We start from the raw sequence: 15446 nt of genomic DNA on the forward strand, positions 1-15446 counted from the left end.
GCGTCTGTGCTCAGGGCCTTGATTTGGCCTGTCGTCAACGCTGCCAGGCCTGCGGTGTTGACTACCCCGATCTGGTCTGTGGTCAGTGCCGCCACCGCCGTGGTGGTCAGTGCCTGGACGGTGCGGGTGCTCAGCCCACTGACTTGGTCTGTGGTCAGCGCCACCACTTGGTCGGTGGACAGGGCTTGTACACCAGTGGTGCTTAATGCCCCCAACTGGTTGGTCAGTAAGGCCTGAATTTGGTCGGTCGTCAGCGCCACGACGGTGCTGGTGCCTATCGTGCCCATCTGACCCGTGGTCAGCGCACGGATGTCGGTCGTCTCAATCGCCGCCACTTGTCCAGTACTCAGCGCTTTGAGGGTAGCCGTCGATAGGTTCGCCACTTGGTAGGTGGTCAGTGCTTCGATATCGGCCGTTTCGATAGCAGCAATTTGCTTCGTTGAAAGAGCGGCCAGGGCACTCGTGCTTAGCGAGCCGGCCTGCGCAGTCGACAACGCAATGATTTCATCCGAGGTAAGCGACTGGACTTGAGAGGTTTTCAGCGCAGAAACTGCCGCTGTTGATAACGATTGAAACTGATCCGTGGACAACACCACCAGGTTCGCCGTGGTCAGCGCGCCAACCTGCGCCGTAGTCAACGCACCAACATCATCCGTTGACAGCCCGGTAATCTGCTTAGTAGTCAACGCGGCGATCTGCGCGGTGGTACTACCCAGAATGAAATTTGATGCTGCCATTTTTAACCTCTATTCCTTTTTATTCACACCGGCTGAAGGATGCGAATGAAATGCCGACTTTATGAAACAGGCAATGCGCACCCCATTTATGGAGTTCGCCCGTTCCCTCATAACGACACTTTTTTACAAAACTTAAACAAATTATTTCAACCGACACAAAGAAACAGAATAGTTGCCTCTAAAAGTAGCACCTTATCGCACAAACGGCAGACCCAAGCAAAGGATTTGAGCCCAGAAAACCTGCATTCTTTTTAAAATACAAGTGATTTTACTTATCATTACCAGTTTGTTTGCGAGCACTCACATCCATCCAGATATCGGCTCTGCGCTGTGCTTCCGCAATTTGCATGAGCCCCAGCTGCGCCTCCGACCGCGAATAGTTTGCTATCGCTCCAGAATCGCCAGCCTTTGACGCCAAGATCAGCCACTTATGCGCCTCGATTGGGTCCAACGCCACGCCGTCCCCTGTTACATACATAAGTCCCAGCCTAGCTTGGGCGGGAGCAAGGCCCTGCTCAGCGGCTAAGACGATCCAGCGAAAAGCTTCTCCCAAATCAGCAGACACCCCCTGCCCCTTGATATAGGCCACACCCAAGTTGTACTGAGCTTCCGCGTCACCCAACTGCGCAGCCTTGCGCAGCCAGACCGCCGCTTGCTCAAAATCCCGAGTTCGGGTGAATAACACGCCCAAGGTCGCCTGAGCGGGCACAAAACCAGCGGCAGCAGATTTGTTGCACCACACAAATGCCGCGGGGAGATCGCGCTTGATGCCCCCGCGCCCGCTGGCAAAGATGGATCCGATGTTCCACTGTGCTTTGGCATCACCTTGCTCCGCCGCCTTCTGAAGCCATTCCAATGCTTGGGGAAAATCAGATGCGACGCCGACCCCAGCTAAGTAGCATGCCCCCAACGCACTTTGGGCTTCGGCATGCCCTTGCTCAGCTGAAAGCTTGTACCAACTAACTGCAACAGAAGGGTCCTTAAAAACACCAACCCCAGTGGCGTACTGCTGTGCCACCACATACTGCGCTTGCGCATCACCGAGCTCGGCAGCCTTTCGGTAGCCAATTGTCGCCAACTCCTGTGTGCAGTTGCGGAAAATATCTGCCAGTGCCCGCCAAGCCCGGTGGTCCCTCTGCTCACCCGCTTTGAGACACCAAGCCATGCCGCGAAACAAATCATGGCCGGCATTGTCAGCCCCTAGCAGCCGTTGACCTAAAGCCACTTGGGCGTCGACCGCACCCCGCTCCGCAGCCTTTAAAAGCCAATTACCGGCCCCAGGCGCCTGTCTGACCTCCAGCAACTTGGCCAATGCAAGTTGCGCACGGACATCGTCACCATGGGCGGATCGCGAATACCAATATTCCGCCTGGATCAGATCTTCAGGCACCGCCATCCCAAGCTCGAACATCAACCCTAGGTGGTACCAAACATTCGCATCACCGTGCTCCGCGGCATTTACCCATTCGTCAACCCCTATTTGTCGGCGCTCCGCCGCAGCCCTCCGACGGCGACTCTGACCAGATATCCGACCGACACCCTCGCTATCCAACAGCTCCATTGCCACCTGGGCGGGCGCATAACGTTGCGATGCCGCTCTGCGATACCAGAAAAAGGCGGCGTCCAGATCTGGCGATACGCCTTGTCCGGCAGCGTACATTTCCGCCAAAGCGTGTTGTGATGCTGCCAGCCCCTGTTCGGCAGCAGCTTTGCACCAATGAAATGCCTGAAGCACATCCGGATCAACACCGTCACCTTTGGTAAAAGCTTGTGCAACGGCCAGTTGGGCTTCTGGCGTACCCAGCTCCGCAGCCTTCATGAAACAGGCAAAAGCAGCCTCAGGATGGGCCGCGCCATGCAGCTTTCCCAAACGAAAGTAGGCCTTCGGATGCTCCTGTGCCGCCGCACGCAAGAACCATACAAACGCTTGGTGTTCGTTTTTTTCAATCGCTACGCCACTGGCATAGCGTGTGGCCAATAGATATTGCGCGGGTACATGTCCCCGTTCGGCAGAAAGGCGAATCCAGTGAATCGCCTGCTTGAAATCCTGCGCAACGCCAATGCCATTGGCATACATCAGCCCAACTTCGTACTGTGCATCCGGTAGCCCCAAGCGCGCCGACTTGATCGTTCTCAAAAAAATTGCCTTGTCTCTACCAGACGTCATGCGCACCTCCACCAAAGAAGGCCACACATGTCTTCAGACCCGTTACATGCTCTCAGCACGTTGCTCTCCTCCACCCAACGCCTTGTACAGCTGCACTTCAGCCTCAAGTTGCGCTCGCCGCAAAGTGATGACCGCCTGCTGCGCCGCCAACAAGTCTTGCTGCCCCTCAATCACCTCCCGATAAGCCACCAGACCTCCTTCGTAGCGGCCTAGCGCTATCTGCAAGCGTCGCTCTTGTGCAGTCTTGTTCGAGATCGCTGCGCGCATTTGCCGGCCCAAAGATTCACGGGCCGACAGCTGATCTGCTACCTCTCGAAAGGCCTGCTGAATGGTTTTCTCATACTCCGCCACGGCAATCTCTTGTCGAGCCTGCGCAACTGCCACCCCGCCTTGAATGCGTCCACCATCCCACAGCGCGGGCAACGACACCAGCGGCGAGAAGGTTGAGGCATTCGACGTGAACAAGCTGGCGAAACCGCCTCCGACAGCGCCAAAGCCCGCTGTAATCGCAATTTTCGGAAAGAAAGCTGCGCGCGCCACACCGATATTGGCGTGCGCCGCCCTCAGGCGTTGTTCACTGGCCATGACGTCGGGCCGAAACAACAGTACCTCACTCGGAATGCCTGGCCTCAAAACGGAGTCAAAACCCGGCTCCTCGATAGACTTTCCTTCTGGCTGCACGAAGTCGGTTTTGCCTACCAGGAAATCGAGCCGATTGCCCGCCACGGCCCGCTGGTGCTTCAGCGCCGCCAGACTGCTCTTGGCAGATTCCAGGGCTACTGTCGCCAACAGATACTCGTTGTCATTCGCGGCACCAAGGTCACGCCCCTTCCCAACCAACTCTGCGGCGTATTCGCGCAGATCAACGGTGGCCCGTAGCAAGGACACAAGCTCATCCAATTGCAGTATTTCGTAATACGCGTTCGCAACATCGGCTACCAACGTCAGCTGAACGGCACGGCGGGCATCTTCCGTAGCAAGAAAACTGAATCTGGCGACTTCCGTCATCCCGGTAATGCGCCCCCAAAAATCAAGCTCGTAGGAAACGCTCATCAACGGTGCGGCATACCCGGTAGTGATGGGGGTCCCCCCTGGAGGTCCCAAATTGACTGTCGGCACCCGATCAGCGCGCACCACACCATACTGCGCGCGCGCCTCCTGCACCCGCCCCACCGCCATGCGCAAATCGCGGTTGTTCTCCAATGCGGCCTCCAACAAGGCACGCAACCGCAGGTCTGTGAAAAAAGCTCGCCAATGGGTAGTCGCCGAATTGATCCCCGGAGCGGGACCCGCTTGCGCCCACTTGGCGGGAACAGGGGCGACAGGGCGCTGCAACTCCGTCTGCGAACAGGCCAAGAGGAGAAATGCAACCGCAGTAAGAAGAGAAACTCTGTACATAACAAGCCGAAGTACGCCCATGCAGGCTACGGATACTACGAGGCTTCCCGCGTCTGCAAGACCGTAAATGCCCCCTTTTCACCCCCCGTTTCACGCGGTTGATTCCAGTACATACTTGCTGTAATACCCCTTCATCCCATCGATTCGTTTGAGGCAATGTGGCATCTTTTGAAGAAAACTTCGTAGACATCGTCATGCGCGCATGGAACGGCCAGCTGGAATTTGCCCAGTTGATCGACTGTGCCGCCCAAATGGACGCCAAAAAGCTCAGCCCCTTGTCTGCAGTGCTTTATCAGACTTGGTTGAGTCGGACTCCATCTCCCTACGCATACGCCGCCTATTTCAATCTTGGGGTGACTCTGTCCAATCTGGATGATTTCCCGAATGCTGAAGCGGCCTACCGGAAATCGATGGAGTTACATCCCACATTTGCCCAACCCCGGTTGAACCTCGGCTCCTTGTTTGAACGCATGGGGCAGATCGACAAAGCCTTGGCGGAATGGCGCTGGGTGGCAGAAAACATCAGCGCCGAAGCGCCCGAAACCAGGCCCATGATCATCTTGGCCTGCAACCACCAAGGAAGAGTTCTCGAAGCAAGAAAGCAGCTACATGAAGCGCTGGAGTGGCTCACCAAAAGCCTGACATTGGACCCCAACCAAGAGGATGCGCTGCATCACTGGATTCATCTGCGCCAGAAGCAATGTATGTGGCCGGTTTATCCCGAGTTCCCGGGCATCAGTCTGGATGCCATGCATAAAGCGACCTCGGCGTTGGCCATGCTCAGCGTCTCCGACGAACCGGTCAGACAACTGGAAGCTGCACGCAGGTTCGTTGAAAAGAAGGTGATCTCCAACGTTCCAATCCTGGCCAACCCAAGAGGGTACGGCCACACGAAACTGCGTATTGCGTACGTTTCATCCGATTTCTCGTTACACCCGGTTTCCATGTTGACGGCAGAGCTCTTCGAGCTGCACAATCGCACTCAGTTCGAAATCTATGGCTATTGCTGGAGCCCGGAAGACGGTTCCGGGTTGCGCCAAAGGGTGATCCAGTCCATGGATCAATTCCACCGCATTGACAGGCTGACCGACGAAGATGCGGCCAAGCTCATCCGCTCACACGAAATTGACATCCTGATCGACCTGCAAGGTCAGACCGCAGGTGCACGCGCCAACCTTTTGGCATACCGCCCCGCGCCAGTGCAAATCACGTACCTGGGTCTACCGGCAACCACCGGTTTGCCATCGATTGACTACGTGATTGCAGACAAGTTCTTGATACCTGAAGCATCGGCATCCTTGTATTCCGAAAAACCTCTCTACATGCCTGATGTGTACCAGGTGAGCGATCGCAAGCGTCCCGTGGGCCCGACACCCACGCGAGCCGCATGCGGTTTGCCGTCAGATGCTTTTGTGTTCTGTTCCTTGAACAATAATTACAAGTACACGCCCGAAGTGTTTTCCGTATGGATGAATATCTTGCGCAGGACTCCAGACAGCGTGCTGTGGTTGTTATCCGATAACCCGTGGGCTGAGGCAAATCTCCGAATAGAAGCTCAAAGGCGCGGGATTGATCCAGGTCGCCTGTACTTTGCTGGTAGGGTGCTGCCGCCGGACTACCTGGCGCGCTACGCAGTGGCTGACTTGTTTCTGGATACGTTTCCATTCAATGCAGGCACTACCGCCAATGACGCACTTTGGATGGAACTACCTCTGCTGACCTATACCGGGCAATCCTTTGCCTCGCGCATGGCTGGCGCACTCCTAACTGCGGCCAAGCTGCCAGAGTTGATCACTTACAACCTGCAAGACTACGAAGAAAAGGCTGTGGCGCTAGCCAGTCAACCCAAGGAACTTGCACGCATACGCAAGCACTTGGCTCAAGAAAAAACGAGTGGCGTTTTGTTCGACACCCCTCGGTTCGCACGAAACCTAGAGGAACGCTTACAGCAACTTGTTGCCGCGCTCTAGAATTCGACAAGGATTAGTGCAGAAGGGTGCTCTGGGTGTTGAATCGGGCGTCGCAGTATGCCAGCCACGGTTCAGTCAGATCCCGTACTTTGGCGTCGTTACACAGGATGCGCAGCATGATGCGAGACTTCTCTGCTCGCTCCTGCGCATCCAACTCAAGACGGCGCGCCTGGCTGCGCAACTGTTCTATTAGAACAGCGCACACGCCCTCATGGTGGACAACGGTATCCCAATCCTGAGAGCGGGCAGCATCCAACATCTGAACGCTGCTAGCCTCTATGGCTCGGTAACACTCGATCAATGTCTTTGGCATAGCGGACCCAGTCTCAAACAGGCTTCAGGTAGGCAGGGCCTTGCCCATCAATTTGCTTCCATCCGCTGGCCACCGGCTCAATCAATTGCTTTACCTCATTGAGCAAAGCTGGATCGTTTTTGGCATTGGCAAGAACCAATCGCATGACGCAGTATTCGTACAGATTTTTCAAATTGCCAGCCAGTTCACCGCCTTTGGACAGGTCTAGCGGAGCAATCAGCCCCTCTTCCAGAATGCGAATTGCAGAGCTGATATGGTTGCATTTTGCGCCGATATCACCCGCCTGCATCGCTAGGACAGCAGACCCTAGCGTGCGCTGCAAAGCCTCAAACAGCAAGGTCACCAACTGATGAGGGTTCGCCATTTCCACACTGGCATCCACACTCGCTCTTTTGTAGGCGGAAGCCGAACGGGCGTTGACGGAAGTAAACATGCTGCAATTCCTTATCTTCTTGCAATCTATATCGGCACCGCCAGCGCCAACTAAAGTGCATTCAATCCGAAACCACTCTTCTAGCTGAGTTTGCGAAAGAACTTCGCCATTATTTGAAGCTTAGCGCAAGGCGCGCAAGTACTTCAGAAATAGGAACAAAACCGCCCGTCGGCTGCGCCGGGTCGTCTACGGCGGACGCAACCGCCACCCCAACCACCTTGCCCGTTTTGTCAAAAAACGGCGCACCCGCATCCAATGGTGCCAGCGGCACCGAAGTACGCACCCATTTCGGCCCCACTGCATCCTTCTGGGTACCGACCGCGCCCTTGCGGATGCCGATATCGGGCGCGCGCGCAACAACATCCATTACATACACATCCTCACCCGCTAGCACCGCCGGCGAGGACCGGAGGGCCAATGTTGACGCATTGCGCTCGGTAAGCTGCACCAACGCGACGTCGCTTTGTTCATCTCTGCGGATCACAAACCCAAGAGATTCACGTCCCGTAGCGGATTTGAGCTTGACCAGCTGGTAGCCGCGAACCGTGTGCTCACTGGTAATCAAATACCCATCCGCACTCACGACAAACCCGCTGCCTCGATTCATTCCCGCGATCACTGTGAATACGGCGGATCTGGGCTCATCCACGGCAGAAGCGCCCTTGGCGGCTTCCATTGCCCGCAGCGGTTCTGCCATGGCAGAAGCCCCCTTTTTATCCCCGTGGATGGTTCGATAAAAGGCCGCATCAGCCAGCAAATTTTGAGTCGCTGACGCAAACGCACTTCGCATTAGTTCGGTTGTCCCCCCAGAAACGCTGTCGTCCGTCTGGTACGAGCCTTCGGTTGCAGTTTCGTAGACTACCTTTTTCTGCAGGGTGCTGTACACCTGCCATTGCACCTTGACATAGGCACCGCCACGCGCATCCCGCCAGTTTCCGAAGTCGGACCAAGGGGCGCATGTGTCCATGCTCACACCGGCCACTTGTCCTGACACTAGAAATCCGGCTCGGGGGCTGATCGCGGTCTCAAGGGTCGCACCAGACTCCACCACGGTAGCAAATTTGGCTTTTTCGACTTCCTGGCGAAAGCTTTCCGCGAATTCATCGTCATTGACATTCACGCGTCCATCCCGCCACGCAAGGGGTTTGCCGGGAATGCACAGAACACCAAAACGCGACTTGCCAACCAGTTCGCCTTTGGGCAAGGCATCCGCGATTTTTCGAAACTGGATGATCTTGGTGCCAGCGTCGATGGGGGCCACCAGCGCAGCGCCCACAGGCACCTTTTGCACACTGGTGGAGCACGCGACCAGAAGGCCGGACAAGGCGGCCACCACCAATAATCCAACACCGTGCACCTGAGTTGTCATGGTCGATCACCCATCAACTGGTCGACTTGTTCCAGGTCGTTACCTGCTGCGCCACATAGGCGTTGAGCGCGGACAACGAGGCCATCTTGGTGTCCAACGCTGTGTATTGTTTGCGCAAACGCGCTTCTACGGCATCCGCACGGTCATTCACCCGCGTTTGCTCCGTTGCATTGCGATCCAGATCCTTTTGCAGGGAGGACGCCTTATTGACTACAGACCCACCCGTTCCCAATACCCCCTTCGCCAAGGCGCTGAATTTCAGAGCGAATCCGTTGGTCTGCGCGTTGCTATTGTCTGCAGTGAACAATTTCTGCAGCTCTGTTCCGTTATTGGCTGCAGTGCTCAATTTGGTCGTGTTGAGCGTCAACGAACCATCCAGTTGGCGTTCTACGCCCACGTCAGATAGCCGTTGGTACGTAGAACCCGTGCTGACCGAACCCAACATATTGCGCAAGATACTCTGAAGGCCCAAGACTGCAGAATCACCCTGGAAAATCGCAGGCGTCTTTGTCGAGGCGTCGTACTTGGTCATATCCGCTAAGGAGGCCGCCAGCGCGTTATACGCGGTAATAAAATCCTGCACATTTTTGACTGCAGGTGTGACATCCTCTCGCACCGCCATGGTGACGGGGGACTTCGTCTCACTGACCGTTCCGTAATTAGTCGTGGTTGTCGCCGTCAACGTGATGGTCACCCCTGGGATGTTGTCCGTCAGGGTATTGGTTTTGGAAGTCACTGCCAAGCCATTGATGCGGGCCTTGGCGTCCTGGCCATTTTGCGCAGGAATACCACTCGACGCCATCCCAAACGAAGCAGTCTGGGGGTCATACGCAAAACGGGAAAGCCCTGTGTTGTCCACATTGTTGCTATCAGCGTCAGTCGCCTGAATGCGGAAGCCCGCATCCGCACCCGTGCTCTTGGAACGCAGCAGAAGACGTTCACCTGTTCCATCACGGAATACGGTAGCAACGACCCCGGCATTGGCGGCATTGATTTTGGCGGCCAGTGTGGTGACGGTATCCGCTGCCGTTACCGTGATGGCTACGTCAGAACTGCTAGTTCCTGGAGTGAACGTGGGCCGCGCAGAATTCGCGGCGGTGACGGCTGCAGCCGCAGCGGCTGCCGCAGCCGTCGCCGCGGCGGCAGCCGTTGCAGAAGCAGTGGCAGCACTCAGCGCCACGCCTTTGAGTGCAGAGGCGTCCGTAGCGTCTGCAGTTGCCGTAATGCTGTCGGCCGCGGATTGCTCTCCGCCCGTCATCGCCGCATAAGCATTGTTTTTGGCCGTCAAAGCGGCAGACTCAGCAGCCTGCAACGCCGGGGTGCTGTGGTCATTCGCTGTGATAGCGGCAACCCAATCAGAATAGGCGCTGGCATAGGCTGACTGTTCAGGGGAAACCGCAGCAGATGCAAGATCCGATGCCGCCGTGTTGTCATCGGCCAACGCCGATGCCGCGGTGGCGGAAGTGCTGGCCGCCGTAGCACTGGCTGCAGTCGCAGCGTTCGCGGCGGTCGTGGATGCAGCAGCCGTGCTGGCAACCAACGCGTCTTTGGCGGCTACATCCGCATTGGTCGTAGCAGCATCGGTTGAGCCACCAGACCAAGTGCCGAGTCGGAATGTCAGGGTTCCCGCACCTACTGCAGAGCCCAAGGCAACAGAGGCAGACGAATTGGATTGCTCTTTGGCTAAAGCATCTACGTCTAGGGTGAAAGATGTTGCGGCTGTAGACGCCGTCGCGGTAATGGTCGCGGCACTGGTATTCGAAGATGATGCGACACGAGAACTCCACCCAGAAGTGGCCGATATCCGGGTCGCAACATCACTTAACGCGGAGAACTGAGACTGAATCTGCCCAAAAGAGGAGATTTTTGCCTGCTCAATGGTCGCCTTGGCCTTCAAGGTGGTGAGTGGCTGCTTTTCCAACGCCACCAATTTGGTGACGATCGCCTCAGAATCCAGGCCGCCAGTGCCGACCCCCAATGAAGAAATGGTAGCCATTCAAGCCTCCTACTCAGTCCAAGACTTCGAAGTGTCGCATTTTGGCACCGCGAATAAACCACGAAAAGACCCGGTTTTCCGCCGAAAGAAAAAAGGGTGGAAAGGGACTCCTCCCTTTCCACCCTCTATATCGGACGCCTTGACGAATACTTTAGCGCCGATCTTGGCCTGCGCCGCTTACCGCAACAAGGCCAGCACGCCTTGGGGCAGCTGGTTGGCCTGTGCCACCATCGCAGTACCGGCCTGTTGCAGGATCTGGGCACGGGACAGATTGGCAGTTTCTATCGCGAAGTCAGCATCTTGAACACGAGAGCGCGAAGCACTCAAGTTTTCACCAGTGGTATTCAAGCTCGAGATTGTGGTTTCGAAGCGTGATTGCAAGGCGCCAAACTTGGCGCGCTGACCAGAAACCACGCTGATCGCTGCATCCACCGTAGACAAGGTGCGCGTAGCCGCTTCCACAGTGCCCACATCCAGTGTGTCTGCCCCTTGCAGCTGACTTGCACCAGAGGTAGACAGAATGTAGGCCGTCTTGGCTGCGTTGGTGGAGCCGGCTGTTGCGGACACCGCAAACGATTTGTCCGAATCCAGAGTCAGCGAACCTGTGACGTAGGCGATGCTCGCTGCCGAAAGCGTACCCGTGTCACCTACTACGTTATCCATAAGAGTCGTACCGTTGAAATCCACCATATCAAAAGTGCTCGCCGCAGCGGACTTGTTGCGGATCACAATGTCCTCACCCGAAGCATTGACCAGCGAGATGCCTGTACCAGCGTCGTTCAACTTGGCTGTCACCCCGGTTTGCGAAGACTTCTCGTTGATGGCGCTGATCGCGGAGGCTAGGCCGTCAGCATTGTTTGCTGCGCCAGACGTAAAAGCCACAGTCACCGCAGTGGTGTTGTCCGACACGATTTCGAGCGAGTAACTAGAGCTGGCCTGGAAGTCACCTATCGCGATCTCAGTACGCGCTGACGCAGAAACACCAGTCGTGCCGGTTTTATTATTTATGGTCGCCGCCACGGTTTTCGCGCTGTCACCTTGTGCAATGGCCAGCGTTGCACTGCCCAGCGCGCCATCGATCTTGAAAGCGGCGTCGGCAACGATAGAAGAGTTTGCACTACCCTTGACAACAGTGGCAGCAGCCGATGCAACAGCAGAGGATGCGGTCATGGTGGCAGTGCCACCCACATTCAAGTCGCCCTTGGCCTTGTTGGCAGTCACAGCACCAGCCACCACAGAACCTTGACGATTGTTACCGTATTTGCTGGTCGTGAAATTGGCAGTTGTCGCCGTAATAGTCTGGTTCGCATTGGCTCCCACTTGGAAGTCTGCGGAGGTGAAGCTGCCGTTCAGAATGTTTTGACCGTTGAACTGCGTAGTCTGGGCAATACGATTCAGTTCCGAACCAAGTTGGCTAACTTCAGCGTTCAGCGCTGCACGGTCCGACGCGGAGTTGGTGGCGTTGGCTGATTGCACTGCCAGTTCACGAATACGCTGCAGGATGGTGCTAGATGCGCCCAAGGCGCCTTCAGCCGTTTGGGCCAGAGAAATGCCATCGTTGGCATTGCGGGCGGCTTGGCTCAGACCACGAATCTGGGAAGTAAAACGCTCAGCAATACTCAAGCCAGCCGCATCATCCTTGGCGCTGTTGATGCGCAAACCCGACGACAAGCGCTGGATGGACGTGCTCAACGACGCCTGACTATTGGTCAGGTTACGTTGCGCTGTCAACGAGTTGATGTTGGTGTTGATGGTTGCGGTCATGTGATAACTCCTGGTAAGAACCTGTAAATCCGGCGAAATGCCGATCTCAACGCCAGCATCGCTACTGGCCGCCATGACCGGTGCGCCACAGTGGCGCCTTCCGGACGACAGGCCCGCTAAGGCCCGTTGCATTTGTTTTCGGGTCAATCCCAGAAAACTTTAGCAACTTCACTTCAAAGCGCGCTTAACACGCAGTCCAGCCGACGGAAATTGAATTAGCAGGGGGTTTGCCGGGCAATTCATGCATTCAAGGGTTTACCCCTATCAAGATTGCCGAAGCACCAGGAATTTAGCCGCCTTTTGCCGTGCTTATTGCCCATATGCCAATAGAGGGCTTCTCCAGAATTCACCCATCGTTACTGATTGTCTGCGGGCTAGCAGGCTATGCAATCGGCGGCGACGCTGATTCACTTTATTTAGGAGTTCCGCAATGGCCTCAACCATCAACACCAACGTTCAGTCGCTGACTGCGCAACGCAACCTGAGCAGTTCGCAGTCGGCAATGAGCACCTCCATGGCCCGCCTGTCCTCTGGCTTGCGCATCAACAGCGCCAAGGATGATGCTGCCGGGTTGGCCATCAGTGAGCGCTTCACCTCGCAGATCCGCGGCGTCAACCAAGCCGCCCGAAATGCCAATGACGGCATTTCGCTGGCGCAAGTGGCCGAAGGCGCATTGGGCAGTGCCTCCAGCATCCTGCAGCGCGTCCGCGAACTGGCGGTGCAGTCGGCTAACGCAACGAACTCATCTTCGGACCGCGCCGCCCTGAACGCCGAAGTCAGCCAACTGACGGCCGAACTCAACCGCATCGCGCAGACCACCCAGTTCAACGGCCAGAACATTCTGGATGGCTCCTTCACCTCCGCCACCTTCCAGGTCGGAGCCAATGCCAACCAGACCATCATTGCCACCACCGCCAATTTCAGCACCACGAAATACGGCAATAACCGGATTGGCTCTTCGGTCGCCTCCAGCACAGGGGGAACCGGTGACTTGGTACTGGGCACCACCAGCGCAGGCACCAACCCGTCGACAGCGGTCACCGGCAGCACCAGCCCCGTCACAACCGCAGATACGCTGGTCGTGAGCGGCGCCACAGGCACGGCCAACGTGAGCGTCAACATTGGGGATAGCGCCAAACTCGTGGCTGCATCCATCAATGCCCAAGCTGGCACTACCGGGGTAACGGCAACCGCGCGCACCGAGGTTGACATCAACAACTTCACAACAGCTGGAAGCTATTCGCTCACCGTGGTGTCCAACAACCCGGCAGCCACCCCGGTAACGATCGGTTTCAATATCGGTACCACCCTCAATACCAACGACGGCTTGGCTGCAGCAGTTACTGCTTTCAACGACAAGTCCTCCCAAACGGGCATCACCGCGAAGCTAAATGCCGCTGGTACCGGCATCACGCTGACCAACGATTCGGGCGCCGACATTCAGATCAATAGCGCAGCTGCATCGGTTGGCACCTTCGATGTTGTTAATGCCCCCGTGGGCCCCATCCCGCCCGCCGTCGTAACGACAACACCAGCCGTTGTCTCAATGGCCGCTGGCGGCAGCGCATATGTTGTGGGCGCCTTGACCCTGGATTCCAACGGAAGCTTCAGTGTCAGCAACACCAACGGGGAAAGCACAGGAACTGGCGCCAGCTATTTCTCGACCGCGAACTCCGCAAGCGAGTTGCAATCCGCATCCACCATGGATGTATCCACAGTAGAAGCCGCCACCCGCACGCTGTCGACCGTGGACTCCTCCCTCTCGGTGATCTCCGCCCAGCGCGCCAAGTTCGGCGCCCTGCAGTCGCGCTTCGAAACCGCCATCAGCAGCTTGCAAACCACATCGGAAAATCTGAGTGCCTCACGCTCACGTATCCAGGACGCGGACTTTGCGATGGAAACCGCCAACCTGTCGCGCACGCAAATTCTGCAGCAAGCCGGTACCGCCATGGTGGCGCAGGCCAACCAGTTGCCACAGTCTGTGTTGCAGTTGCTTAAGGGCTGATAGAGCGGCCCTCTTTGAGGGAACCATCCATCGGATGGCGACCGTGGGACAGGTACGTCTGTCGCACGCTTAAATTAAGTTCTCAAGTTTGCAGCCCATGCTGCCGACAACCCATGAGTACGCGTCCTCAACGGACCGCCCACGCCCCTTTGCTGCGGGCCATTCCATGCTGCTTGCATTGCGCTTGTAGGAAGTTCGCCTACAGGGCGCGTCTGCGTTTCTGACACGCGGATTAGTCTTTTTCTGATTCAAGTTTTGAGGCCTGACAACCAGAATTCGCTCCATGGTGATTCACACGAATTGCCCTCACCAGGAGCCGAATATGAACGACGAACAACTACTGGCGCAGATCCGGGAAGCCAACATGACTTACCTGATGCTGGCCCAAAGCCTGATCCGCAAGGACAAGGCTGAAGCCCTGTTTCGCCTGGGCATGTCGGAGGAAGCCGCGGACATGATTACCGCCCTCTCCCCCGCACAAATCATGCGCATTGCATCGAGCAACATGCTGCTGTGCCGCTTCCGGGTGGACGACGACATCGTCTGGAACCTGCTGACCAACCACTCGACCAACAAGGTGGACAACGACGCCACCACCAAGCTGCACGCCAGCATTTTGATGGCCGGCCGTTTCGCCGAAGCCGTCTAAGCACCCCACCCCGCAGGAGCACCCCATGGCCACCAAAAGTGTTTTGAACGACTCCAAGCAAGTCGAGCGCGCAGTCTCCCTGATCCAGCTGGGCGCCCGCCTGCAGGTGCTGGAGAGCGAAACCGACCTGTCCTACGAGCGTCTCCTGCGCTTGTACAAAGAGGTGGCCGGTCGCTCTCCCAGCAAGGGTCAGCTGCCCTTCTCCACCGAATGGTTCCTCACCTGGCAGCCCAATATCCATGCGTCGCTGTTTCAGAACACCTACGAGTACCTGAGCAAGGTCAGCGCCATGGAGGACATCGATGCCATCATGGCCGCCTACCGGCTGTACACCGAGCAGATCGCCGCCTGCGGTGTCGAGCCCCTGCTCTCCATCACCCGCGCCTGGCGCCTGGTGAAGTTCATCGACAACAACATGCTATCCATGACCAAGTGCTCCAAGTGCGGCGGTCACTTTGTCTCCGAAGCCTATGAAAACTCCCGCCACTTTGAGTGCGGGCTGTGCACCCCCCCCGCACGGGCCGGCAAAGGCTCTACCGCCGGCGGCATCCTACTGCACTAGGCGCTATTAATTTAATAGCTTCTTGCGCAATATCTACGGGGGCTGGAGGTCATTTTGATATAAAACTCAAGACAGCGGACTAG

General features: G+C 56.8%; 11 protein-coding genes and 1 pseudogene. 4 read left to right on the forward strand and 8 right to left on the reverse strand.

Annotated elements, in window-relative coordinates; all coding sequences use genetic code 11:
- The 3 genes and pseudogenes from J2X15_RS19075 to J2X15_RS19085 all read right to left on the reverse strand — a co-directional run.
- Positions 1-737, reverse strand: a pseudogene (locus J2X15_RS19075) (heme utilization protein); the annotation flags it as partial.
- Positions 738-1005: 268 nt separating this feature from the next.
- Entirely contained in the window at positions 1006-2904 is a 1899-nt protein-coding gene (locus J2X15_RS19080; RefSeq protein ID WP_310345955.1) for an SEL1-like repeat protein, read from the reverse strand.
- A 42-nt stretch (positions 2905-2946) separates the two neighbouring features.
- Positions 2947-4323, reverse strand: a complete 1377-nt coding sequence (locus J2X15_RS19085) for an efflux transporter outer membrane subunit (protein WP_310345957.1) — start codon at positions 4321-4323, stop codon at positions 2947-2949.
- A gap of 137 nt (positions 4324-4460) precedes the next feature.
- Here J2X15_RS19085 and J2X15_RS19090 point away from each other — a divergent pair, with 137 nt between their 5' ends.
- Positions 4461-6272 (forward strand): O-linked N-acetylglucosamine transferase, SPINDLY family protein, encoded by a 1812-nt coding sequence (locus J2X15_RS19090; protein ID WP_310345959.1) that lies wholly within the window; start codon positions 4461-4463, stop codon positions 6270-6272.
- Between the two features lie 13 nt (positions 6273-6285).
- Here the strand turns inward: J2X15_RS19090 and J2X15_RS19095 are convergent, their stop codons facing one another.
- The 5 genes from J2X15_RS19095 to J2X15_RS19115 form a co-directional block, all read right to left on the reverse strand.
- Positions 6286-6585 (reverse strand): flagellar protein FliT, encoded by a 300-nt coding sequence (locus J2X15_RS19095; protein ID WP_310345960.1) that lies wholly within the window; start codon positions 6583-6585, stop codon positions 6286-6288.
- A 13-nt stretch (positions 6586-6598) separates the two neighbouring features.
- A complete protein-coding gene (fliS, locus tag J2X15_RS19100) occupies positions 6599-7018 on the reverse strand; it encodes a flagellar export chaperone FliS (protein ID WP_310345962.1) in 420 nt (139 codons plus the stop codon).
- 109 nt (positions 7019-7127) lie between these two features.
- On the reverse strand, positions 7128-8387 hold the full coding sequence (locus J2X15_RS19105) for a S1 family peptidase (protein ID WP_310345965.1): 1260 nt from the start codon (positions 8385-8387) through the stop codon (positions 7128-7130).
- Between the two features lie 13 nt (positions 8388-8400).
- Positions 8401-10383 (reverse strand): flagellar filament capping protein FliD, encoded by a 1983-nt coding sequence (gene fliD / locus J2X15_RS19110; RefSeq protein WP_310345968.1) that lies wholly within the window; start codon positions 10381-10383, stop codon positions 8401-8403.
- Positions 10384-10560: 177 nt separating this feature from the next.
- Entirely contained in the window at positions 10561-12147 is a 1587-nt protein-coding gene (locus J2X15_RS19115; protein WP_310345970.1) for a flagellin N-terminal helical domain-containing protein, read from the reverse strand.
- A gap of 430 nt (positions 12148-12577) precedes the next feature.
- Here J2X15_RS19115 and J2X15_RS19120 point away from each other — a divergent pair, with 430 nt between their 5' ends.
- From J2X15_RS19120 to flhC, 3 genes are all read left to right on the forward strand, one after another.
- Positions 12578-14152 carry a flagellin N-terminal helical domain-containing protein gene (locus tag J2X15_RS19120; protein ID WP_310345973.1) on the forward strand — a complete coding sequence of 525 codons (1575 nt, stop codon included), beginning with the start codon at positions 12578-12580 and terminating at the stop codon, positions 14150-14152.
- A 322-nt stretch (positions 14153-14474) separates the two neighbouring features.
- Positions 14475-14801, forward strand: a complete 327-nt coding sequence (gene flhD, locus J2X15_RS19125) for a flagellar transcriptional regulator FlhD (RefSeq protein ID WP_310345975.1) — start codon at positions 14475-14477, stop codon at positions 14799-14801.
- A gap of 25 nt (positions 14802-14826) precedes the next feature.
- Positions 14827-15363 carry a flagellar transcriptional regulator FlhC gene (flhC, locus tag J2X15_RS19130; protein WP_310345978.1) on the forward strand — a complete coding sequence of 179 codons (537 nt, stop codon included), beginning with the start codon at positions 14827-14829 and terminating at the stop codon, positions 15361-15363.
- Positions 15364-15446 lie beyond the last annotated feature (83 nt).

It is taken from the genome of Rhodoferax saidenbachensis (assembly GCF_031457975.1).
Classification (GTDB): Bacteria; Pseudomonadota; Gammaproteobacteria; order Burkholderiales; family Burkholderiaceae_C; genus Allorhodoferax; species Allorhodoferax saidenbachensis_A.

What these genes read in the sequence shown, in the direction of transcription:
- fliD (WP_310345968.1), bottom strand. Translation starts at nt 10,383, where the DNA reads ATGGCTACCATTTCTTCATTGGGGGTCGGCACTGGCGGCCTGGATTCT.
- J2X15_RS19105 (WP_310345965.1), bottom strand. Translation starts at nt 8,387, where the DNA reads ATGACAACTCAGGTGCACGGTGTTGGATTATTGGTGGTGGCCGCCTTG.
- J2X15_RS19080 (WP_310345955.1), bottom strand. Translation starts at nt 2,904, where the DNA reads ATGACGTCTGGTAGAGACAAGGCAATTTTTTTGAGAACGATCAAGTCG.
- fliS (WP_310345962.1), bottom strand. Translation starts at nt 7,018, where the DNA reads ATGTTTACTTCCGTCAACGCCCGTTCGGCTTCCGCCTACAAAAGAGCG.
- J2X15_RS19095 (WP_310345960.1), bottom strand. Translation starts at nt 6,585, where the DNA reads ATGCCAAAGACATTGATCGAGTGTTACCGAGCCATAGAGGCTAGCAGC.
- flhC (WP_310345978.1), top strand. Translation starts at nt 14,827, where the DNA reads ATGGCCACCAAAAGTGTTTTGAACGACTCCAAGCAAGTCGAGCGCGCA.
- J2X15_RS19085 (WP_310345957.1), bottom strand. Translation starts at nt 4,323, where the DNA reads ATGGGCGTACTTCGGCTTGTTATGTACAGAGTTTCTCTTCTTACTGCG.
- J2X15_RS19115 (WP_310345970.1), bottom strand. Translation starts at nt 12,147, where the DNA reads ATGACCGCAACCATCAACACCAACATCAACTCGTTGACAGCGCAACGT.
- J2X15_RS19120 (WP_310345973.1), top strand. Translation starts at nt 12,578, where the DNA reads ATGGCCTCAACCATCAACACCAACGTTCAGTCGCTGACTGCGCAACGC.
- flhD (WP_310345975.1), top strand. Translation starts at nt 14,475, where the DNA reads ATGAACGACGAACAACTACTGGCGCAGATCCGGGAAGCCAACATGACT.